Source organism: Lacibacterium aquatile, from assembly GCF_042683105.1.
GTDB classification, from domain to species: Bacteria; Pseudomonadota; Alphaproteobacteria; order Elsterales; family Elsteraceae; genus Lacibacterium; species Lacibacterium aquatile.
In genome coordinates this window covers 287191-308210 of record NZ_JBHUIP010000013.1, presented here as the reverse complement: position 1 = coordinate 308210, position 21020 = coordinate 287191, and the positions used below count along the sequence as shown (strand labels likewise).

General features: G+C 61.8%; 19 protein-coding genes. 9 read left to right on the top strand and 10 right to left on the bottom strand.

Features of this window, described 5'->3' with window-relative positions:
• Window positions 1-5: 5 nt before the first annotated feature.
• From plsY to rpmG, 8 genes are all read left to right on the top strand, one after another.
• Window positions 6-602, top strand: coding sequence for a glycerol-3-phosphate 1-O-acyltransferase PlsY (gene plsY / locus ACFSM5_RS16675; RefSeq protein ID WP_379877635.1), 597 nt, complete (start codon window positions 6-8; stop codon window positions 600-602).
• Between the two features lie 106 nt (window positions 603-708).
• Window positions 709-2199, top strand: coding sequence for a hypothetical protein (locus tag ACFSM5_RS16670; RefSeq protein WP_379877634.1), 1491 nt, complete (start codon window positions 709-711; stop codon window positions 2197-2199).
• Between the two features lie 41 nt (window positions 2200-2240).
• Complete coding sequence (dprA, locus tag ACFSM5_RS16665) at window positions 2241-3365, top strand: DNA-processing protein DprA (protein ID WP_379877632.1); 1125 nt, start codon at window positions 2241-2243, stop codon at window positions 3363-3365.
• A gap of 50 nt (window positions 3366-3415) precedes the next feature.
• Window positions 3416-6091 carry a type I DNA topoisomerase gene (topA, locus tag ACFSM5_RS16660; RefSeq protein ID WP_379877631.1) on the top strand — a complete coding sequence of 892 codons (2676 nt, stop codon included), beginning with the start codon at window positions 3416-3418 and terminating at the stop codon, window positions 6089-6091.
• A 5-nt stretch (window positions 6092-6096) separates the two neighbouring features.
• Window positions 6097-8382 (top strand): ribonuclease R, encoded by a 2286-nt coding sequence (gene rnr, locus ACFSM5_RS16655; RefSeq protein ID WP_379877630.1) that lies wholly within the window; start codon window positions 6097-6099, stop codon window positions 8380-8382.
• Window positions 8383-8560: 178 nt separating this feature from the next.
• Complete coding sequence (locus ACFSM5_RS16650; protein WP_379877629.1) at window positions 8561-8959, top strand: DUF983 domain-containing protein; 399 nt, start codon at window positions 8561-8563, stop codon at window positions 8957-8959.
• Window positions 8960-8981: 22 nt separating this feature from the next.
• On the top strand, window positions 8982-10559 hold the full coding sequence (locus tag ACFSM5_RS16645) for a S41 family peptidase (protein ID WP_379877628.1): 1578 nt from the start codon (window positions 8982-8984) through the stop codon (window positions 10557-10559).
• A 119-nt stretch (window positions 10560-10678) separates the two neighbouring features.
• Window positions 10679-10846 (top strand): 50S ribosomal protein L33, encoded by a 168-nt coding sequence (rpmG, locus tag ACFSM5_RS16640; RefSeq protein WP_379877627.1) that lies wholly within the window; start codon window positions 10679-10681, stop codon window positions 10844-10846.
• Window positions 10847-10921: 75 nt separating this feature from the next.
• On the opposite strand, the gene uraH is transcribed toward rpmG, so the two are convergent.
• Both uraH and uraD read right to left on the bottom strand, forming a co-directional pair.
• Window positions 10922-11263 (bottom strand): hydroxyisourate hydrolase, encoded by a 342-nt coding sequence (gene uraH / locus ACFSM5_RS16635; protein ID WP_379877626.1) that lies wholly within the window; start codon window positions 11261-11263, stop codon window positions 10922-10924.
• Entirely contained in the window at window positions 11263-11772 is a 510-nt protein-coding gene (uraD, locus tag ACFSM5_RS16630) for a 2-oxo-4-hydroxy-4-carboxy-5-ureidoimidazoline decarboxylase (protein WP_379877625.1), read from the bottom strand. The genes uraH and uraD overlap by 1 nt, the downstream gene beginning before the upstream one ends.
• Window positions 11773-11877: 105 nt before the next feature.
• On the opposite strand from uraD, the gene ACFSM5_RS16625 reads away from it, so the two are divergent.
• Window positions 11878-12642, top strand: a complete 765-nt coding sequence (locus tag ACFSM5_RS16625; RefSeq protein ID WP_379877624.1) for an inositol monophosphatase family protein — start codon at window positions 11878-11880, stop codon at window positions 12640-12642.
• Window positions 12643-13217: 575 nt separating this feature from the next.
• On the opposite strand, the gene ACFSM5_RS16620 is transcribed toward ACFSM5_RS16625, so the two are convergent.
• The 8 genes from ACFSM5_RS16620 to ACFSM5_RS16585 all read right to left on the bottom strand — a co-directional run bounded on the left by ACFSM5_RS16620 (window position 13218) and on the right by ACFSM5_RS16585 (window position 20782).
• Window positions 13218-14273 carry a trypsin-like serine protease gene (locus ACFSM5_RS16620; RefSeq protein WP_379877623.1) on the bottom strand — a complete coding sequence of 352 codons (1056 nt, stop codon included), beginning with the start codon at window positions 14271-14273 and terminating at the stop codon, window positions 13218-13220.
• Between the two features lie 45 nt (window positions 14274-14318).
• Complete coding sequence (locus ACFSM5_RS16615) at window positions 14319-15050, bottom strand: peptidase S1 (protein ID WP_379877622.1); 732 nt, start codon at window positions 15048-15050, stop codon at window positions 14319-14321.
• Between the two features lie 116 nt (window positions 15051-15166).
• Window positions 15167-15994 carry an alpha/beta fold hydrolase gene (locus ACFSM5_RS16610; protein ID WP_379877621.1) on the bottom strand — a complete coding sequence of 276 codons (828 nt, stop codon included), beginning with the start codon at window positions 15992-15994 and terminating at the stop codon, window positions 15167-15169.
• Window position 15995: 1 nt separating this feature from the next.
• Complete coding sequence (locus tag ACFSM5_RS16605; RefSeq protein WP_379877619.1) at window positions 15996-17054, bottom strand: branched-chain amino acid ABC transporter permease; 1059 nt, start codon at window positions 17052-17054, stop codon at window positions 15996-15998.
• A gap of 2 nt (window positions 17055-17056) precedes the next feature.
• A complete protein-coding gene (locus tag ACFSM5_RS16600; RefSeq protein WP_379877618.1) occupies window positions 17057-18052 on the bottom strand; it encodes a branched-chain amino acid ABC transporter permease in 996 nt (331 codons plus the stop codon).
• A complete protein-coding gene (locus ACFSM5_RS16595) occupies window positions 18049-18771 on the bottom strand; it encodes an ABC transporter ATP-binding protein (protein ID WP_379877617.1) in 723 nt (240 codons plus the stop codon). The genes ACFSM5_RS16600 and ACFSM5_RS16595 overlap by 4 nt, the downstream gene beginning before the upstream one ends.
• Complete coding sequence (locus ACFSM5_RS16590) at window positions 18768-19526, bottom strand: ABC transporter ATP-binding protein (RefSeq protein ID WP_379877616.1); 759 nt, start codon at window positions 19524-19526, stop codon at window positions 18768-18770. The genes ACFSM5_RS16595 and ACFSM5_RS16590 overlap by 4 nt, the downstream gene beginning before the upstream one ends.
• Window positions 19527-19594: 68 nt before the next feature.
• The gene (locus ACFSM5_RS16585; RefSeq protein WP_379877615.1) at window positions 19595-20782 is read right to left on the bottom strand and encodes a substrate-binding domain-containing protein; all 1188 of its coding nucleotides are present in this window, start codon (window positions 20780-20782) and stop codon (window positions 19595-19597) included.
• Window positions 20783-21020 lie beyond the last annotated feature (238 nt).

Here is a 21020-nt window from a genome sequence, read left to right as displayed (position 1 = left end):
AGATCATGGGTCTGACGCTCTATACCCTGGTCGCCCTGGTGGGCGGTTATCTCGTCGGGTCAATTCCATTCGGCCTGCTGCTGACCAAGGCCGCCGGTCTGGGCGATATCCGCGCCATCGGGTCGGGCAATATCGGCGCCACCAACGTGCTGCGCACCGGCAACAAGCCCCTGGCCGCCGCCACGCTGCTCCTCGATGGTGGCAAGGGCGCCGTCGCCGTGCTGCTGGCAGGCTGGCTCTACGGTGCCGATGCCGCCCTGGCTGCAGGCCTGGGGGCTGTTCTAGGCCATCTATTCCCCGTCTGGCTGAAGTTCAACGGCGGGAAAGGTGTCGCAACGACCCTGGGTGTCTGGCTGGCATTGGCCTGGCCGGTGGGTCTGATCGCCATTGCAACCTGGATCCTGACGGCGCTCGTCACCCGCATCTCTTCCCTCTCCGCCCTGGTTGCCATCGCGGTTTCGCCTATCGCAGCCTGGGTTCTGCTGGATGTACGATATGGAGTTGTCGGGATCCTGATCGCGGCACTGGTCTATATCCGGCACCATGAAAATATTCGCCGTCTTCTGAGCGGCACCGAACCCAAGATCGGTAAAAAGAAGTAATACAGAGCCGACGAAACATCTGTCGAACAAATAGCCATAGGACGCCTAGCGGACTGATGTTACGCTTCAATTTCAATGGTTAACGTCAGATACTCCCGGATGATCCATGGCTGAGACGCCCAAGCGCGGCGGACTGTTCCGCAGGCTGACCGAATCGCTGTTTGAAGACGTCTCGGAGAAGGCGCGGGCCGAAGCCGCCGCAGCGGCCGCTCCCCCGCCGCCGCCACGCGAAGAACCGGCAGAAGTATCGCGGGATCTGCTGGCTGCCCTGACCGGCCGCGCACCCACCTCCCCGCCCTCACCCGAACTGGCCGTGAGCGAGCCGGAGCCGACACCCCAGCATCCTAAGTTTGAGCCCAGCGCCAGCGCGCTGGCCATCGAACAGACCCATTTCGCCGCCCGCCTGCAGGAGATTGTCTCCACCGCCCCCGGCCATGGTGCGGCGGGTAAGCTGCAACTGCTGAACCTTGATGAGCTGAAGCGGCATGCGGGCGACAAGTGGGAAGCGATGGCGGAGCGCGCGCGTCTCGTTGCCGAACAGGTAATCAGCCACCGCCTCGCCCCCAGCGACATCCTCGCCCCCTATGATGATGACAGCTTCGTGGTGTTGTTCGCCGAACTGACCGAAGAACAGGCACGGATGAAGGCCGCCGCCATCGCCCGCGAACTGCGCGAGCGGTTGCTGGGCGAGTTGGGTCCGGAGAGCCGGAACTGGGTCAAAGCCTTCGTTACCGGCTTCGATGATATGAGTCCGGTGTCAGGGGATGAGATCTCCGACATGGGGATGGCGCAGCTCAAGGCGCTGGACGACAAGTTCAATCAGGCCGAGGACGTTGCGCCCGAACAACTGGCGCCGAACGATATTGAGCTGCAGCGCCGCGTTGGTGAAGTCGGTGTCAGTTATCGCCCGACCTTCCTGGTGGCGCGTGGCATCATCGGCCTCGCCGAAGCCCGCACCCAGCGCCTCGACAGCCTCAATCGGCTTCTGACCGGCGCCCATGCCTATCCCAAGAACGATGCTTCGGTCACGTTCGAGCTGGATCGTGCCGTCATGACCCGTGCCTTTCAGCATCTGCGCGAAATCGTCAAGGACGGACGAACCCCCGGCGTCATGCATGTGAATCTGCACCTGCAGACGCTGATTGCCCATTCGTCGGGCCAGATTATCGATCTGCTGCGCTTCATGCCGGTCGAGCTGCGCCGCTTCATCATCGTCGGCCTGAATGGTCAGCCGCACCATGCCCCCCGCGCCCGCATGTTCGAGCTGGCGCAGGAGGTACAGCCCTTCTGCCGGTCCGTGACCTTGCAGGTGCCGCCCGACTTCCACGAGTTCGAACGCGCGGCCCGCATGAAAATTTCAGCGGTCGGCCTCGACCTGGAGGAACCGGATCTGGGAGAAGTGACGCCAACGCTGTTCACCCAGCAGATCCTGCCAATGGCGGCGGCGGCGCGCGCGGCGGGCGTTCATTCATTTCTTTACGGCATTCGCCGCAAGGAAGTCGCCAAGGCGGCGCGCGACACCGGATTTACTTATCTCAACGGACCTATAGTCGCCAAAGAGATCCGGCGACCAATCGCCATCAATCATCACCCATAACAATACTTGACGCGCGGCATAAGCACCCTCAAAGGTTGCGTATGTCTCGCAAGAAACTCTCCACCACCGAGCGGCTGGCCGCGCTGCGCCTGATCCGTACCGACAGTATCGGCCCGATCACCTTTCATCAGTTGCTGGCTCGGTTCGGTTCTGCCGAAGCGGCCCTGAAGGCCGTGCCAGATCTTGCAAAGCGCGGCGGTCGGGCCAAGCCTCTTATTCTGGCGTCTGTTGCGACTGCGGAAAAAGAGATCGCGGCTGTCGGTGCGACCGGTGCGGGCCTCGTTGGCTGGTGCGAACCGGGGTACCCGGCGCTACTGGCAAAACTGGAAGACGCGCCGCCTTTTCTCTCCATCGCAGGCGATCCAGCGAAAGCAGATATGCCGATGGTGGCGTTGGTCGGCGCCCGCAACGCATCCCTCAATGCGCGCAAACTGGCCGAGAAGCTGGCGAAGGATCTGGCAGAGGCAGGCATGGTGGTCGCGTCAGGCCTCGCCCGCGGGATCGATCAGGCCGCCCATATCGGCGCGCTGCCGGTGAACGGCATGACAGCGGCGGTGATCGCGGGCGGTATCGACACGATCTATCCGCCGGAGCATGGTGATCTGCAACGCGCCATCGGCACCGATGGTCTGCTGATCGCCGAGATGCCGCCGGGAACCCAGCCCCAGGCCCGCCACTTCCCTCGGCGCAACCGCATTATCTCGGGCATGAGCCTCGGTACCGTGATCGTGGAGGCAGCTCTGGGGAGCGGATCCTTGATCACGGCGAAATTTGCGGCCGAACAGGGGCGCGAGGTTATGGCGATCCCCGGCAGCCCGCTCGACCCGCGCTGCAAGGGTGGCAATTCGCTGCTGAAGGATGGGGCCGCCCTGGTCGAGGATGCGGCAGATATCCTGGCGATTCTAAGCCCCTTCGCCCATCGCGTGGGCGAGCCGCCAACGCCGAATTTCGATGGCCCGCCGCCAGTCGATCCGGACGATGTGACGCTTGCCGCGGCGCGAAAAACATTGCTGCAACTGCTAGGCCCGGCTCCTGTCACGGTTGACGAACTGGTCCGGCGGTGTCAATTCTCCCCTGCTGTCATCCAGACCGTCCTGTTGGAACTGGACTTGGCGGGCCGACTGGAACGCCAGCCGGGCGGCGGCGTTGCGCTGCTGCTGGCCTAAAGTCAGCTCACCTAAAGCATTGTTGTTTTCTTTCGGAGCGTTCCCCGTTCATGAAGCTCGTCGTCGTTGAGTCGCCGGCTAAGGCCAAGACGATCAATAAATACCTTGGGTCCGATTACACCGTGGTCGCCTCCTATGGCCATGTGCGCGATCTGCCTGCCAAGGATGGATCGGTCAAACCCGACGAAGACTTCGCCATGGAATGGGAAAGCGAGGCGCGAGGCGCTGCCCGCATTTCCGAGATCACCAAGCTTGCCAAAACCGCCGACCATATCTTCCTCGCAACCGATCCGGATCGCGAAGGGGAGGCTATTTCCTGGCACGTTCTTCAGGTGCTGCAGCAGAAACGCGCCCTGAAGGGGGCCGAGGTGAAGCGCGTGGTTTTCCACGAGATCACCAAATCGGCCGTGCTGAATGCCATCGCCAATCCGCGCGATATCCATCAGGAACTGGTCGATGCCTATCTGGCGCGCCGGGCGCTGGATTACCTCGTTGGTTTCACCCTGTCGCCGGTTCTATGGCGCAAGCTGCCGGGCTCGCGTTCAGCAGGCCGCGTGCAATCGGTTGCGCTGCGCCTGATCTGCGAGCGTGAGGCCGAGATCGAGGCTTTCCGCAGCCAGGAATATTGGTCGGTCGCGGTCGATCTAAAGGCGCCGGGTGGCGAGGCTTTCGTGGCCCGCCTGACCAACCTTGACGGCAAGAAGCTCGACAAGATGAGCCTCAAGACCGCCGATGATGCGACCGCAGCCAAGCTGGCGGTCGAAGCGGCGGACCTGAAGGTCACCTCGGTCGAGAAGAAGCAGGCGAAGCGTCACCCGTCGCCGCCCTTCACCACCTCGACCCTGCAGCAGGAGGCCAGCCGCAAGCTCGGTTTCTCCGCCAGCCGCACCATGCAGATCGCCCAGCGCCTTTATGAAGGCGTCGATATCGGCGGCGAAAGCGGCGGTCTTATCACCTATATGCGAACCGACAGCGTCAATCTGTCGGGCGAGGCCATCGCGGGCGCCCGCCGTCTGATCGGTGGCGAATATGGCGACCGCTATCTACCCGCCTCGCCGCGTGCCTATAAATCGAAGGCTGCAAACGCCCAGGAAGCCCACGAGGCGATCCGTCCGACCGACTTCCGCAAACATCCGCGCGATCTGGCCGGCAAACTCGATTTCGACCAGCTGCGCCTGTACGAGCTGATCTGGAAGCGCACGGTCGCCTGCCAGATGGAAAGCGCGATCCTGGATCAGGTCGTCGCCGATATCGGCGGCGGTCGTGTCGGTCTGCGCGCCACCGGCTCCACCATCAATTTCGATGGCTTCCTGCGCCTGTATCAGGAAGGCCGCGACGATGTGGAAGACGAAGAAGGTGGTCTGCTGCCGCCGATGAAGGAAGGCGACGCCACGGCCCGTACCGGCGTGCGTCCCGAGCAGCATTTCACTCAGCCGCCGCCGCGCTATACCGAAGCCAGCCTCGTCAAGAAGCTGGAAGAACTGGGCATCGGCCGCCCGTCGACCTATGCCTCGATCATCCAGGTCCTGCAAGACCGCGACTATGTGAAGATCGATCAGAAGCGCTTCGTGCCTGAAGATCGCGGCCGCATCGTCACCGCCTTCCTGTCGAGCTTCTTCGAGCGGTATGTGCGCTACGACTTCACCGCGAACCTGGAAAGCCAGCTCGACGATATTTCCGAAGGCAAGATCGATTGGCGCGCGGTCATGCGCCAATTCTGGGAGCCCTTCATCGCGGCGATTGGCGAGACGAAGGATCTGACGATCACCCAGGTTATCGAGGCGCTGGACGAAGATCTCGGCGATCACTTCTTCCCGGACAAGGGGGATGGCAAGGATCCGCGCCTCTGCCCCGCTTGCAACAGCGGGCGTCTGGGCCTGAAGCTTGGGAAGACCGGCGGCTTCATCGGCTGCTCAAAATACCCGGACTGCCGCTTTACCCGTCCGCTGACCATTGAAGGCGATGGCGACGGCTCTGCCGATGCGGATCTGGCGAACCAGCCGCGCGAGCTTGGTATCGACCCCAAGACCAGCCTGCCGGTCACGCTGCGGAAGGGGCCTTACGGCGTCTATGTGCAGTTGGGCGAGGCCGTGGCGAAGGGTGACAAACCCAAGCGCGCCTCCCTGCCGCCTGGGGTGAATGCCGCCGACCTGACGTTCGAGAGCGCGCTCTCGCTGCTCTCGCTGCCGCGTGAGATCGGACATCACCCGGAAACCAAGGAAAAGCTGACAGTTGGCATTGGCCGCTTCGGCCCCTATATCAAGAACGGTGACAAGTTCGTCTCGATCCCCAAGGGCGAAGATGTGCTGTCGCTAGGCCTCAACCGTGCGGTCGTGCTACTGGCGGAAGCTGCCGAAAAAGCTGGCAAGCGCGGTGGTAAGGGCAAGCCGGAAGGCCGTATTGTCGGCCCCCATCCGTCGGGCCTGGGCGATATCGTCCTGCATGACGGCAAGTACGGTCCCTATGTCGAGCTTGGTAAGGCACGCGTCACGCTGCCCAAGGGCATCGATCAGACGGCCCTGACCCCTGAAGAAGCGGCTGCCCTGCTGGCCCCGAAGATCGCCGCAGGCGGTACCGGCAAGAAGGCACCAGCAAAAAAAGCGACGGCGACGAAAGCCGCCGCTGCCAAGAAACCAGCGGCTAAATCCGCCGCCACCAAAACCGCCGCGCCCAAAAAGACGGCTGCGGCCAAAACTGCGACGCGTAAAGCCGCGTCCTCTGAGTAGAAGATTTGAACGAGAAAAAAACCAAGAGCTTTTCCCCAAAACCCGGCAAGCCCGCCCGTAAGGCGGCTCCTTTCCCGACCCGCGACCAGGTCGCCGAGTTTCTGCGCGCCAATCCAGGCTCGCCCAAGCGTGAGATCGTCCGGGCATTCCATATCACCGGCGACCAGCGGATCGAACTGAAGATCCTGCTGAAGCAGCTGGAGCGCGACGGGCTCTATGAAAACCGTCCAAGCCGCAAGGTGGCCCTGCCGTCCGTTGGCGTGATCGATGTGACGTCCCTGAATGTCGATGGCGAAGCGCTGGCGGTGCCGTTTGGCTGGTCGATGGACGATCAGCCGCCGCGCATCATCATCTCGCGTGAAGCAGCCTCCAAGATCGGCACGCCCGGCGTCGGCGACCGGCTGCTGTCGCGCCTGGAGCGATCCGGCAACGTCTATTTCGCCTTCCCGATCCGCAAGCTCGACGCCAAGACCTCGACCATGGTCGGCGTGTTCGAGAAGACGCCCAACGGCGGCTTCATTAAGTCGATCTCCAAGCGCGACCGCGAAGAATATAAGGTTGCCCGCGCCGATGTCGGCGATGCGAAATCCGGCGAGCTGGTGAAGGCAGAGGTCATCCCCTCACGCTCCAGCGGTGCCACCCGCGTCAAGATCATCGAACGCCTCGGCGTCTTTGGCGAACCGCGCAGCTTCAGCCTCGCCGCCATCGCCGCAGCCGAAATTCCCGTCGAGTTCCCGCCCGAAGCCGTTGCCATCGCCGAAGCGGCAAAGCCGGTGGATCTGGGCGACCGGACCGATCTGCGCGCCATTCCGCTGATCACCATCGATGGCGCCGACGCACGCGACTTCGACGATGCGGTCTTTGCCGAACCCGACACCGACAAGGCCAATCCCGGCGGCTGGCATCTCCTGGTCGCGATTGCCGACGTTGCCCATTACGTCCTGCCGGGATCGGCTTTGGACAAGGCGGCTTACGAGCGCGGCAATTCGGTCTATTTCCCCGATCGCGTCGTCCCGATGCTGCCGGAAGCGCTGTCGAACGACCTCTGCTCGCTACGCCCCGATGGCGACCGCGCCTGCATGGCCGTGCATATCTGGATCGACAAGGACGGCAAGAAGCTGTCGCATCGCTTTGTGCGCGGCCTCATGCGCTCCAAGGCCCGCACGACCTATGAGCAGGTACAGCGCGCCCGCGACGGCTTCCCGGACGACACCACGGCTCCGCTGGTCGAGAGCGCCATTGCCCCGCTCTATGGCGCTTTCGAAGCGCTGCTGAAGGCCCGCACCGCGCGTGGCACCCTGGATCTCGATATCCCGGAACGGCAGGTGAAGGTCGATAATGAGACCGGCGCGGTGCTGGAGATTTCCAAGCGCGCCCGCCTCGACAGCCATAAGCTGATCGAGGAATTCATGATCGCCGCCAACGTCTGCGCGGCGGAATCGCTGGAAACCTCTAAACAGCCCTGCATGTATCGCGTCCATGATCAGCCGTCCCCGGACAAGCTGGTTGCTTTGCGCGAGTTCCTGGGCACCCTCGATCTGAACCTCGCCAAGGGGCAGGTGCTGGAGCCGGTGCATTTCATGCGGGTTCTGGACAAGGCGGCCGAAACGCCGTTCAGCCAGATGGTCAGCGAAGTCGTGCTGCGTAGCCAGGCACAAGCGGTCTATAGCCCGGATAATCTGGGCCACTTCGGCCTCGCCCTGCAGCGCTATGCGCATTTCACCTCGCCCATCCGCCGCTATGCCGATCTGCTGGTTCATCGCGCCCTGATCAAGGGCCTGAAGCTGCCGGGCGATGGCGCGCTGGAAGACGGCGCCACGGCTGAAAGCTTCGTCGAGATCGCGACCCAGATCACCGGCACTGAGCGTCGGGCTGCGGCAGCGGAACGGGAAGTGATCGACCGTTATGTCGCCAGCTATCTCGCGGCCCAGGTCGGCACCAGCTTTGCCGGGCGCATCAGCGGCGTCACGCGGTTCGGCTTGTTCGTCCAGCTGCGGGAGACGGGGGCCGATGGCCTCATCCCCATCCGCACCCTCAGCCCACAGGATTATTATCACCATGACGAGGTCGGCCACTGCCTGGTGGGCGACAAGACGGGCGCCGTCTATCGCCTGGGTGACGATCTCGAGGTGAAGCTGGAAGACGTCGACCTGATCACGGGCGGCATCGTGCTGTCGGTGGAGTTGCCGGAAGGTGGGCCGAAGAAGCTGGCAGGTGGCCTTGTGAAGGCACGCTCGCATAAGCGCATCGCCCTGCCCGCCCGCGGCGGTCGCAAGGGGCGCCGGGGCTAGCTCCCCTTAAAAGCGGCGTCATCCTCCCGCATGACGCCGCTTATCAAGCGTTCCTAACCCACCTGCTGAAACAAATGGCCTGCCCCCTTATTTTCGCAGGTTGTAGGTGCTCGTGTATGCGCTAAGGTCTTTGGCGTGTGCGGTGCAACCCTGCAGCCGAACGAAATGCGAAGAAGTGATGGTCGAGATCTACGGCGCCGATAAGGAAGTGGCACAGGAACGCGACGGCTGGCTTGCCCTGCGGCGCGGTCTGAAGCGCTGCTGCCCGGCGTGCGGTGAGAAGACTCTCTTCGCCGGGCTGATCAAGGCCAATAAGTCCTGTTCCGCCTGCGGACTGGAATTCGATCAGTATCGCGCCGATGACGGTCCGGCCTATCTCTCGATCTTTCTGTGCGGCCATATCGTCATTCCGCTGATGCTGCTGGTCGAGCAGCGCTGGGCGCCGGAGCCTTGGGTCCATGCCGCTTTATGGTTGCCGACCACGCTGATCATCAGCATCGCTTCACTACCTGTTTTCAAAGGCTTGATGATTGCTTGGCAATGGGCCAAGGATCTGAAAAGCGACGAACGTTTTTGACCTTTTCAAGCCTTCAAGGGACATGATGCGCCTTAGCCCGATTGCTCTGCTGCTGCCGATCCTGCTGGTAGGGGCCTGTGCCTCGGACCCCGAACCGACGGTCGTCGCCGTTGCCCCTGTCGCTCCGAAGCAGAAGCCGTTCCCGACCCTTGAGGCGTTCCTGACGCTCGAAAGCGGTTACAAGAAGGTCGCGGACAGCTATGTCGACGACAAGCCCATCGGCCCCTTGGCCTATAATGGTTTATTGGCCCTGCCAAAGATCGATAGTCGGCTGAACGTCTATCAGGAAAAAAATTTTATTCATCTCGCCTACGACGGTGTAGATGCCGCTCTGCTGCAGGAACCGGGCAGCGAGGACGCAAGGGGCTGGGCCAGAATCACCTCCGAGGCAATGCAGGCGGCAGCGCGCGTATCGCCCAATGTCCGGGACAATAACCCGGATCAACTGGTGAAGACGGTCTTCATGGCCACCCTATCTACCCTCGACCCCTTCTCACGCTACCTCACCCCGGATGAAGCGAAGGAGGAGCGGACCCACCGCCAAGGCTTCGGCGGTATCGGCGTGACATTGGAGCCGACCGATCCCACCCTGATCTCCGGCGTCGTACCGGAAACACCGGCTGAGGAAGGTGGGTTGGCACCTGGCGACCGGATCATGACCGTCGACGATCTGGAGGCCGCTGGTATCGCCCAGGTGGATCTGATCAACAAACTCCGTGGCAAGGTCGGCAGCAACGTCGTGCTGACACTGCGCCGCGCCGAAAAGACCTTTGGAGCCACCCTTACCCGCCGCACGATCTATGACATCACGGTGCAGGGCAAGCGAGAGGCAAATGATATCGCCTATCTTCGTGTCACTGGCTTCAATGCTGGCACCTCGACCTCTCTGCGCTTGGCCTATCAGCGACTGCTGCGGACAGGGCCGCTGAAGGGCATCGTGCTGGATCTGCGTGGCAACCCCGGCGGCCTGCTCGACCAGGGCTGGGACGTCGCGGATATGTTCATCTCCGATGGCCCGATCATGACCATGCGTGACCGCAGGGGTGTCGTGTCCGAGCGCGATGCCGATCCTGACGACGACATTGCCCGTGGCTTGCCGATGGTCGTTCTGGTCAATGGCCGTACCGCATCCGCATCCGAGGTTGTGGCCGCCGCTCTGCAGGACAGCGGACGCGCGGTCGTCATCGGCTCCGCCTCCTACGGAAAGGGGCTGGTGCAGTCGATCATGGAATTGAACAACCAGGGCAATCTCTATCTGACGACCAAACGGATGCATGCGCCTTCTGGCTATCATCTGCAGCGCCTGGGCGTCGTCCCTGCCCTCTGCACCACGCCGGTCACCACCCAGCCTGACGCGGACAAGCTGATGGCAGATCTGCGGGATGGGAAGCTTAACCCGCTCGAGTTGATCCGACAGCGTCGGGCTGCCGATGCCTCGGACGAAATCGCCCGGACATTGGTCGCCGCTGCCTGCCCGACTGTCACAGTCCAGCGGTCTCCAGACTTCGATCTCGATATCGGCATGAAGGTCGTGCAGGACCCTGGTCTGATGGAACGGGCCATGCGCGGCATTCCTATTGCCGCCAAGCCGAATAGCTGACCTGCGGAGATCCGCAGCCTGATTCGGTTTTCCTCAACAGAATCCACTTGACTGGTCGCGCCTGCTGACTATTGTGGCGCCTCCAGTTTCTAAGATCACCTTGTTAAGGTTTTTTCGTCATGGCAAAGCCCGCCTCTCTGTTGATTAAGCTCGTGAGCACCGCTGAAACGGGCTTCTACTACGTGACCAAGAAGAACCCGCGCAAGACGACCAACAAGCTTGAGCTGAAGAAGTACGACCCGGTCGTGCGCAAGCATGTCGTCTTCCGCGAAGCGAAGATTAAGTAAGGACGGCTCAGCCGCACTTACCAGGAAAAAGGCGCCCTTTCGGGCGCCTTTTTTTGTTGTTGAAGCTTAAGGCCCTCAGCTGCCTCTGTATGTCGAATAGCCGTAGGGACTGACCAGCAGCGGCACATGATAGTGCCCCTTGGTATCCCCAATGCCAAAGCGGATCGAGACCACGTCCAGGAACGGGATCTCCGGTAGTTCACTCCCCTTGGCGCGATAGTAAGCAGCCACATCGAACTGGAGCTCATATTGGCCGGTTGGAATCATGTCACCGGACAACAGCAGCTGATCGGTTCGCCCATCGGCATTGGTGACGGTTTCGACGATGCCGCAATTGTCGCGCAGCAGCATGATCTTCATGCCTGCCGCAGGTGTTCCGTTGGCAGTGTCCAGGACATGGGTCGACAGTTTGGCCATCAGGCTTCCTCTATAAGGGCGGTCAAGCGATGCAGGGCGATCCGCGACACCTGATCCAGGGCGGTCGTGAATTCCTGATCGGCGCTATGGGCAAGGCGGCGCTCGAAAGCGGCAAGGATGCCCGCCTTGGTATTCTCGCGCACGGCGATGATGAAGGGGTGGCCGAATTTCTCGGTGTAGGCCGTATTAAGACGGGAGAAGGCTTCGAACTCCTCCTGGGTCAGGAGATCCAGTCCGGCACTCGCCTGCTCCGCCGTGGAGGCCTCCGTCAGACGACCAGCCCGTGCAAGCTTACCCGCAAGATCCGGATGGGCGCGCAGCAGTGCTAGTTGCTCCTCCCTGGAGGCTGCCGCCATCGCCGCCGCCATCGCGCGATGGAGAGCCGCCAGATCGGGAACAGGCAGCGCGATATAAGCCCGCTCCGCCACCCAGGGGGAATGTTCGAAAATGCCGCCCAGCGTCGCGACGAAATCATCCTTGGATAGGCCATTGATCTGATCGATGCGCAAACTGAACCCTCATGTTTTCTGACCGGTTGGTTAGACTCCTGACAAAGACGGCAGGCGTCAACCCTCTTGCCCCGGCCTGCGCTTCACGGCACCTTGGCCACCATCATGAGCACGCATCAGCACTTTGCCGAATTCGCCCTTTCCCTTCTCGATCGAACCCGCCCTGTGGTCGCGCAGTATTTCCGCAAGGATATCCCGATCGAGATCAAATCGGATGCCTCGCCGGTTACCCTCTGCGACAAGGCCGTCGAGGCGGAGATCCGGGCGGCCCTGGCCGAGACCTTCCCCGATCATGGCATCTTCGGCGAAGAGCATGGTAAGACGGCGTTGGATGCCAAATACGTCTGGGTCATCGATCCTATCGACGGGACGCGCGCCTTCATCACGGGTGTCCCGCTGTTCGGTACATTGGTCGCCCTGCTGGAAGACGGCAAGCCGATCCTGGGCATGATCGATACCCCGGCGCTTGGCGAAACCTGGCTGGGTGTCGATGGCACAACCAGCTTCAATGGCCAGCCCTGCAAGACCCGCCAGCGCGCTCTGAAAGATGCCGCCATCTTCACCACCACCCCTGATCTCTATAAGGGGGAAAACCAGCGTCGCTGGCTGGCCGTGCAGAACGCGGTGCAGACCGTGCGCTATGGCACCGATTGCTATGCCGCAGGGCTGGTTGCCAGCGGCCTTGCGGATGGGATGATCGAAGTCGGGATCCAGCCCTATGACGTGCTGGCACTGGTGAATGTCATCGAAGGCGCAGGCGGCAAGGTCACAGACTGGAGCGGGCGTCCGTTGGGGATAGACGGCGATGGGACATTGCTCGCAGCAGGCACCCCGGAACTGCACGCCGAGTTGCTCGCGCTACTCGCTTAAATCAGTCCGGATCGTAGACTTGCTGCATCCCGTCTTGCGGGCTTTCGAGGAATTTGAGCGACGGGAATCTGAGAGCGCACCAGAAGCAGTCCAGTTTGCGTTCAGACGGCCGTGGTTTGCCCTGGAACAGCTACTGCGCGGAATCGTGCCAGGCTTCAGTTACCCGGACGCCCCGCGCAGTCGCCATCCAGCTCAAAGATGATATGGGGCGCTATCCACCCCTCTCTGGCAACAAAGGGAGGTCTCTTAAAATCGTTCCTGAAGTAGGTGGCGGCAGGAAGCGCCTCCGTCATGAACTGGCGGTGCGCGAACGCCTGGAACCGCTCGGGACCATTCAGATCGCCGGTCGGCGTTTTTCATGCGTCTCGATATTGCCCGCTATATCGAGACCGGCCTTCCACAGATCGTCGCTATCTACGAGAAGTACGGCATTCGGAGGGAAACGCGTGTCGCGGATGGAACGATCTTTTTCATGGACCGGGTGTTGCAGGCCGCATACTCAGCGCCCCTAAGAAGACCGAGGACTATCTGACCTTCTGGCACAACAACCTGCCCGCGGGCAGCTAGCCAGCGGGTCAGTTCCCCTTTACACCCTGCGTGGCAGGACGGACATTATTGCTGCCGCCGCCACTATCCTCACCCCCGCTGTTGCTGCCGCTGCCAGCTCGCTTAGAGCGGGACGGCCGCACCTCGACGGTGTCTGTCGTTTCTGGTGTGCTGTCTTCAGTAAAGCGGGCGCCGGGGAAGATACGGGCGATCCAGTCCCCATGGGGCGACACCCGGGTGAACCAGGAGGCATCGCCATATTGCGCGTTGCCGTCGCCGTTGGAATTCACACCGACGATGACCCATTTCCCCTCGATCTGTAACCAGGCTGAGCCACCACTGTCGCCAGCTCCCAGCAACCCGACCAGGGGCGAGGCGGGGCGGGTATCGCCGCCAAAGGGATTTTCGACCTTACCGTCCTCGCGCGGCAGATAAACGCCCAAGAAATTCCCGGCGTCACCATTCCGCCCCGCCTGCCGGTCGAGATCCGTCCATTCGTCGACGATCCCCTGGGCCGCCGCCTTGCCGGTACCTTCGTTATAGCGCTCGTCTTCGCCCTTGGAGCCGATGCCTCGGGTACCAAAGCCGACGAAAGTGATGAGTTGACCTGCCTCGCCTTCGCCGCGATAGAGCAACGGCGGCTGGCCTGCGTCCATGATCGGCTTCTCCAGGCGTACAATGGCCAGATCGAAGCCGCTGCGGGATTCAAGATCCCCGTTCCAGCGTGGATGCGTCCAGACCTTGTCAACTTTCAGGGTCTTGCCACTCGGTGAGCGCACGACATAGTCGTCGGCCTTTGCCGGCAGCTCATAGACATGGCCCGCCGTCAGGATATAGGCGTGTTTGTCGTCGTTACCGATCCAGGTGCCCGACGCCTCGCCCCAGCTTTCGCCATCGCTGGAAAAGGAAACCAGCCCGGAAAACTGCGGCTGATTGGCAAGCCGGATATGGGCGCCAAAGCCCGCCCCTGGCTTTTTTGGTGTACCACCCTCCTGCTTCCAGGTGCTGTCGAGGATAACGACAGCACCAGCGGGAACCGCCGACAGGGCCACGCAGAGAGCAAGAAGAAGCGGTTTGGCAGGCATGGGAAGCTCCACGGCGGATTGCCCGGCAAGCTTAGCCTTGAACGGTCAGGACGTGAAGCGGGCGCCGGGGAAAATACCGCGGATCCATCGCTCGTGCGGCTGGATGCGGGTGAACCAGGACGAGTCGCCATAATTGGCGTTGCCGTCACCATTCGAATTCACGGCGACGATTACCCACTTGGCACCAATCTGCAACCAAGCCGAGCCCCCGCTATCGCCCGACCCGAGCAGCCCTACCAGCGGCGTCGTCGGCTTAGTTGCACCGTCATAGGGGTTTTCGATGCTACCATCTTCGTGCGGGAGATAGATGCCGAGGTAGTTGCCACCGTCTTCATCCTCTTTCAGACGCTTCTCCGGCCCGACCCATTGATCGACCATGCCCTGGGCTGCCGCCTTGTCCGACCCCTCATAAAATCGGTCCTGCTGCCCCACCGAACCAATGCCCCGGCTTCCGAACCCGACAAAGGTGATCAGACGCCCATGCTCGTCGTCCCCGTTATAGAGCCACGGTGCTTCGCCCATATCGGTCAGCGGCCCTGGAATACGCAGGATCGTCAGATCCCAGCCAGTGCGTGTATCGGTGTCACCGTTCCAATCCGGATGGCTCCAGGCGCGGTCCGGCTTCAGGATCTTGCCGCTGGCCGCACGCACCAGATAGGTATCGGGCGCAGGAGGCATATCGAAGGTATGGGCCGCCGCCAGGATATAGGCATGGCTGGCGTCATTCCCGATCCAGGTTCCCGATGCTTCGCCCCAATTATCCCCGTCATAGGACATCGCCAGCACGGAGGCGAATTGCGGCTGCGCGGCAAGACGGATGTGGGCACCAAAGCCCTCCGCTTCCCGCTTCTTCGCCCCGCCCTCGCGGCTCCAGGTGCTGTCAAGGATGATGACTATGCCAGGAACTCCTCGATGACCGAGATCTGCTCCGGCACATTCAGCGCTGGCGCATGCCCGCAGCCGGGGAAGGTAACGAGTTTTGCCTTCGGGCCTGAGAGCGTCATCTGGATCGCCACCTCGGGCAGCAACAGATCACTGTCCGCGCCGCGCAGCAGCAGTGTCTTCGCGGTAATGCGCTTCCAGACGTCCCACTGATTATAATCGTCGGGATAACGCTCGAACTGGCCCACCATGCGCGGATCGTAATGCGGGGTGACGCTGCCATCGGGATTGCGACGGACGCTGGTCTCGGTGAGGCGGCGCCATTGCTCATCCGTCAAGTCGCCATAAGGCTTGTAGGCGATGCGGAAGAAGGCTTCGAGTTCACTGACCGTCTTGAAGCTGGGCGGTTTACCCGCATAACCCTTGATGCGCTCGACCGCTGGTCCGGGCAGTTCGGGGCCGATATCGTTGACGACGAAATGAGTCATGCGGTCCTTCAGCGCGCCGCCCGCCAGATGAATCCCGATGGCGCCGCCCATCGATAGGCCCAGCCAGCGCAGTTTGTCGATCCCATGGGCATCGATAAAAGCCACCGCCAACTTGCCATAGAAATCAATGCCGTAGTCCGCCGGGTCGGTCGCCCATTGCGACAGACCGCGACCGATAGTGTCGGGACAGAGGATCCAATAGCGGTCCGACAACACACGGGCGATATCGTCGAAATCGCGCCCGGTGCGGGCCAGCCCGTGCCACATCACCAGCGGCGGCTTCTCTCGATCGCCCCATTCGGTGACATGGATCTCGTAGCCCAAGACATTCATATAGCGGGATGTTCCCATCTCAACCTTCTCCCTTGCGCAGGCGACCGACGATACCGGAGGGGAAGAAATAGACCGAGGCGACAAAGAGTATGCCCAACCACAGCAGCCAGCGGTCCGGGTGGAACAGGACCGGCAGGATCGGCAGACCGGCCATCGCCTCGGATGCCGATCCCATCAGCGCCTGCAGATAATTCTGCGCGAGGACAAACAAGGTCGCTCCGATCAGCGCGCCATAGACCGTTCCCATGCCGCCGATCACGCACATCAGCAGGATGTCCATCATGATGTTGAAGGACAACGTGGTATCGGGGCCTGTATAGCGCAGCCAGAGAGCATTCAGGCAGCCTGCCAACGTCGCCACGAGGGCCGACAGCACCACGGCACCAGTGCGGTAGTAGACCGTGCGATAGCCGAGCGCTTCAGCCCGGAAGCCATTCTCGCGGATCGCCTGCAGCACCCGGCCGAAAGGCGAGTTCACGATGCGCAGCACGGTGAAGAACAACAGGGCCGCACCGAAAAAGACGATGTAATAGCTGATGAAGCGGCCGGTGAATTTGACGTCGCCCACTTCGAACAGGGTAAAGCCCGGACGCAGGATCTCCGGCACGCGGAAGGTCCGGCCATCCTCGCCCCCCGTCAGCCAGGAAAGCTGCGAGGCCAGCACGGCAAAAGCACTGGCAACGGCGAGCGTGATCATCGCGAAGAAAATCGCCTTCACCCGCAGCGAGAACAGCCCGATGGCGAGCGCGAGCGCGAGACTAGCAACAAGGGCGATAACGGTTCCCGCCAGCACGATCCCCCAGGTCGGTCCCCAGCTATAGAGCGCAAGGCCGACGCCATATCCTCCGATGCCGTAGAACATCGTATGGGCGAAGGAGACGATGCCAGTATAGCCCAGCAGCAGATCGTAGCTGACCACCAGCACCACGAAGATGCAGATCTTGGCCGCCACGGTCAGGGGCTTGGTGCCGGTGAACAGGAAGGGTGCCAGCGCCAGGGCGACCAGTATCAGCGCCAGGATGATCGAAAGCGCCTTGCCGCGCGGGGTATCGCCCGAAAGCAGTGTGTCACGCAGCATGATCAGCCCCTCTTCGCGACGGCATAAAGGCCCTGGGGCCGCCACAACAGGATCACCACCATCAGCAGGATGTTAGAGATCAGCGCGACTTTCGGCACCAGGAAGCCGGTGTAATTGGCCAGCAGCGCCACCATCACCGCACCGATGAAGCAGCCCGCAACTGAGCCAAGGCCACCGATGATGATGCAGATGAAGACCAGCACCATCACCTCCATACCCATCTGCGCCGTCACCTGTTCCCGGTAGAGCGCCCACATGACACCGCCCAGGCCCGCGAGACCCGAACCGGCAACAAAGACACCGACGAAGAGGCGGCGGATGCGATAGCCCAGCGCCTCAACCATCTCGGCGTTTTCCACGCCCGCGCGGATCAGCAGGCCAAGCTTGGTCTTGGTGAGGACCGTGACCATGACGGCAAAAACGGCAAGACCCAGGATGATCGCAGCCACACGGTATTTCTCAATCGCCGAATCGCCCAGCATGATGGCGCCACGGAAGCCTTGCGGCAGGGGCAGCGGGATCTGGGTCGGCCCGAAGATGGCGTGCAACGCCTGCTCCACGACGATGAAACCGCCCATGGTAATCAGGATCTGCTTCAGATGCTGGCCATAGACCGGCCGCACCATATAGCGCTCGAACGCCCAGCCGAGACCGCCGGAGACCAGAGCCGCCGCGATGATCGCCGCCAGGATCGCCAGCAGATTATCCCCGATCAGGGGTGACTGGACGAGGCCAGTCAGGGGCGCCAGCACGGCAACCGCAACATAGGCGCCGACCGAGATGAAGGCGCCATGGCCGAAATTCAGCACGTCCATCAGGCCGAAAACGAGGGTCAGACCGCTCGCCATCAGGAAGATCATCATGCCCATGGCAAGGCCCGCGACGGTCAGCGTCACCCAGGTCGAGCCGCTACCGATGAGCGGCAGCGCAATAGCTGCCACCACAATTGGCAACAGCCAAGGAATGAAGTCGGTTTTGGGCTTGGGAAGCGCGCTCATTGGTGGGCATCCAGGCTAAGGCCCAGCAGACGGGTCTGCAGGCTGTTATCTTCGGCAAGCTCGCGCATCTCGCCACTATGCACGATGCGCCCCTGGTCCATCACAGCGACGCTGTCGCCAAGAGCCTTGGCCATCGCGAAATTCTGCTCGACCAGCAGGATCGTGGTCTTCTGCTTCTTGAGTTCCTGGAAACAGTCGGTCAGCGATCCGATGATCGCCGGAGCCAGCCCTTTGGTCGGCTCGTCCACCAGCAGCAGGCGGCGCGGCTCCAGAATCGCGCGGGCAATCGACAGCATCTGTTTCTGGCCGCCCGACAGCGATCCCGCCGCCGACAGCCAGAATTTCTCCAACGCGGGGAAGAAGCCGAAGATCCACTTCAGGCGCGCATCATCCATCTCGCCCTCGCGGGCAGCCAGGATCATGTTCTCCTTCACCGACAGATCGGCAAAGATCGACATATTTTCAGGGACATAGGCGATCCCGGCGCGGGCGACGTCCGGCGTGGCAAAGCGCGTGATGTCCTTACCGTCGAAACTGATCGTCCCCTTGCTCGCCTGCCAGAGACCCATGATCGTGCGCAGCGTCGTGGTCTTGCCGGCGCCATTACGGCCCAGCAGCATCGTCACGCCGCCTTCCGGCACCTCAAAATCAACGCCGTAGAGAATGTGATATTGGCCGATATGGGTCTCGACCCCGGCCAGCTTCAGCAAGGTGCTCATGCCTTCGCGACCCCCAGATAGGCTTCCTGCACGATGGGCGAGGCAATCACAGCGGCGGGTTCGCCATCGGCCACCAATTGCCCCTGGTGAAGCACGATGATGCGGTCGGCCAACGCCCGCACCACATCCATCTTATGTTCAACCAGCAGCACGGTTTTTGAGCTGTCGGCCTTGATGTGGTGGATCAGATCCAGGATCACCGGCGCCTCATCGACGCTCATACCTGCCGTCGGCTCGTCGAACATGAAAATGTCCGGCTCCAGCGCCAGCAGAATGCCAACCTCCAGCTTGCGCTGATCGCCATGGGGCAAGGCCGCCGCCTTCTGGTTCGCCTTATCGGCCAAAGCCACCCGACCCAGGATCGCCTGGGCCTTATCGATCAGGTCGCGCTTGGAGATCCAGGTCGAAAAGAGGCTTGCCCCCTGCCCTGCCCGTGCCTGCACGGCCAGGCGGACATTCTCCACCACCGTCAGATTCGGGAACAGGTTGGTCAGTTGGAACGCACGTCCCAGACCTGCCCGGGTGCGCAGAGGTGCCGGTTCGCCGGTGATATCCCGCCCCTTCACGAAGACCTGACCGGCGCTCGCTTTGAGCTGGCCGGAGATTAGGTTGAAGTAGGTGGTTTTTCCGGCGCCATTAGGCCCGACGATGGCCGTCAGGGTGCCCGGCTCGAATTTGCAGGAAACGGCATCGACCGCGACGTGGCCGCCAAAGCGGATCGTCAGGTCGCGGGTTTCTAAAACGGGAGTCGACATGAGCTCTCGTGAAATAGAGGAAAGGCGGGCAGCGAACGCCACCCGCCAATACGCTAAGCGGTAAAGATTTAACGCTTGTTACGGATCGGAACGTTCATGTCCTCGATCTTCAACTCGCGCACCAGTTCCGGCACGCCCCAATCAACGGCGGGATCGGCCTTGACCTTGAAGTGGTACATGGACTGCAGCGCCTGATGATCTTCCTTGCGGAACACCATCTTGCCCTTAGGCGTCTCGAACTCCATGCCTTCCATGGCAGCGATCAGCTTTTCGCTATCCGTGCCACCCGCCTTGGTGATGGCGGCTACAGCGGCCATGCCTGCGCTCATGCCACCGGCCGTGAAGAAGTCCGGTGGGGTGTTGTTGAAGCGCTTCTTATGCTCGGTCACGAACCAGTCGTTCACCGGATTCTTCGGGATTTCGTAGTAGTAATAGGTCGCGCCCTCCATGCCCGGCAGGTTCTTGTAGGGAACCATGGCGGGCAGGATGTTGCCGCCGGTTGCAAGCTCGATCCCGTAGCGGCCGGGGTTGAGGTCCATCAGCTTGGGCAGCGGCGAGGCGCCGGCCCAGAGCACCCAGACCACCTTCTTGCCCGGCTGATCCTTCAGCGCGTCGAAAATGCGCTGGGCCGAGGCAGTAAAATCTGTGGTGTTCTGCGGGGCATATTCCTCGAACGCCAGCTTGGCGCCGGTTGGCCCCAGGGCCTCCTTGAAGGCCGACACGCCGTCGCGGCCGAAAGCATAATCCTGCGCCAGGGTGGCGACCGAAACGCCCTGCTTGCCGATGGCGACCGCGTTCGAGATCGCGTCCTGCATCGAGGAACGGCCGGTGCGGAAGATATAGCGGTTCCACTTCTCGCCCGTGATCTGGTCGGCCACGGCGGGCTCCACGATCAGGACCTTCTTATATTCCTCGGCCACCGGCAGCATCGCGAGCGCGGCGCCGGAGGAGGTGGTGCCGATGGCGATATCCGCGCCATCATCTTCGTAAGCCTGGGCCAGAAGCGCGCTGGCAAGGTCAGGCTTGCCCTGGTCGTCTTTGACGATGATCTTGATCGTATCGTTACCGATCTTCATCGTGCCCTTGGTCGCATATTCGAGGCCCATCTGCAGGCCGATCTCGGTCTGCTTGGCATAAGCCTCAAGCGTGCCGGTCTTACCGGCGATCAGCGCGATCTTGATTTCCTTGGCATCCGCAAGCTGCGGTAAAGAGATAACACCGGCAAGCAGAGCTGCTGTCAGGAATAATTTCTTCAATTTGTCCCCCCGTCGAGGATGTGAGCGCCGGTTTGCCCGGCTGGTGATTTGCGCGGGCAGGATGCACTCAAGGTCCATTAGTCGGCAAGAACGAAAATATATTGCGTTAAGCTAGAAACAGATCGCGCATTTGTTGCTGAAATTTTGTGCTGCGCGTTTTTTTGCCAAATTATTTGGCGCCCCTTGCAGCAGCCCCCCTCAAGCTTCATGTCTTTGCAACAAGACCGACTTATTATCA

What these genes read in the sequence shown, in the direction of transcription:
- ACFSM5_RS16615 (WP_379877622.1), bottom strand. Translation starts at nt 15,050, where the DNA reads ATGTCCTATGACGGGGATAATTGGGGCGAAGCATCGGGAACCTGGATC.
- ACFSM5_RS16605 (WP_379877619.1), bottom strand. Translation starts at nt 17,054, where the DNA reads ATGCTGCGTGACACACTGCTTTCGGGCGATACCCCGCGCGGCAAGGCG.
- rpmG (WP_379877627.1), top strand. Translation starts at nt 10,679, where the DNA reads ATGGCAAAGCCCGCCTCTCTGTTGATTAAGCTCGTGAGCACCGCTGAA.
- ACFSM5_RS16670 (WP_379877634.1), top strand. Translation starts at nt 709, where the DNA reads ATGGCTGAGACGCCCAAGCGCGGCGGACTGTTCCGCAGGCTGACCGAA.
- ACFSM5_RS16620 (WP_379877623.1), bottom strand. Translation starts at nt 14,273, where the DNA reads ATGCCTGCCAAACCGCTTCTTCTTGCTCTCTGCGTGGCCCTGTCGGCG.
- uraH (WP_379877626.1), bottom strand. Translation starts at nt 11,263, where the DNA reads ATGGCCAAACTGTCGACCCATGTCCTGGACACTGCCAACGGAACACCT.
- dprA (WP_379877632.1), top strand. Translation starts at nt 2,241, where the DNA reads ATGTCTCGCAAGAAACTCTCCACCACCGAGCGGCTGGCCGCGCTGCGC.
- ACFSM5_RS16625 (WP_379877624.1), top strand. Translation starts at nt 11,878, where the DNA reads ATGAGCACGCATCAGCACTTTGCCGAATTCGCCCTTTCCCTTCTCGAT.
- ACFSM5_RS16650 (WP_379877629.1), top strand. Translation starts at nt 8,561, where the DNA reads ATGGTCGAGATCTACGGCGCCGATAAGGAAGTGGCACAGGAACGCGAC.
- ACFSM5_RS16595 (WP_379877617.1), bottom strand. Translation starts at nt 18,771, where the DNA reads ATGAGCACCTTGCTGAAGCTGGCCGGGGTCGAGACCCATATCGGCCAA.
- ACFSM5_RS16600 (WP_379877618.1), bottom strand. Translation starts at nt 18,052, where the DNA reads ATGAGCGCGCTTCCCAAGCCCAAAACCGACTTCATTCCTTGGCTGTTG.
- ACFSM5_RS16610 (WP_379877621.1), bottom strand. Translation starts at nt 15,994, where the DNA reads ATGGGAACATCCCGCTATATGAATGTCTTGGGCTACGAGATCCATGTC.
- ACFSM5_RS16645 (WP_379877628.1), top strand. Translation starts at nt 8,982, where the DNA reads ATGATGCGCCTTAGCCCGATTGCTCTGCTGCTGCCGATCCTGCTGGTA.
- topA (WP_379877631.1), top strand. Translation starts at nt 3,416, where the DNA reads ATGAAGCTCGTCGTCGTTGAGTCGCCGGCTAAGGCCAAGACGATCAAT.
- ACFSM5_RS16590 (WP_379877616.1), bottom strand. Translation starts at nt 19,526, where the DNA reads ATGTCGACTCCCGTTTTAGAAACCCGCGACCTGACGATCCGCTTTGGC.
- plsY (WP_379877635.1), top strand. Translation starts at nt 6, where the DNA reads ATGGGTCTGACGCTCTATACCCTGGTCGCCCTGGTGGGCGGTTATCTC.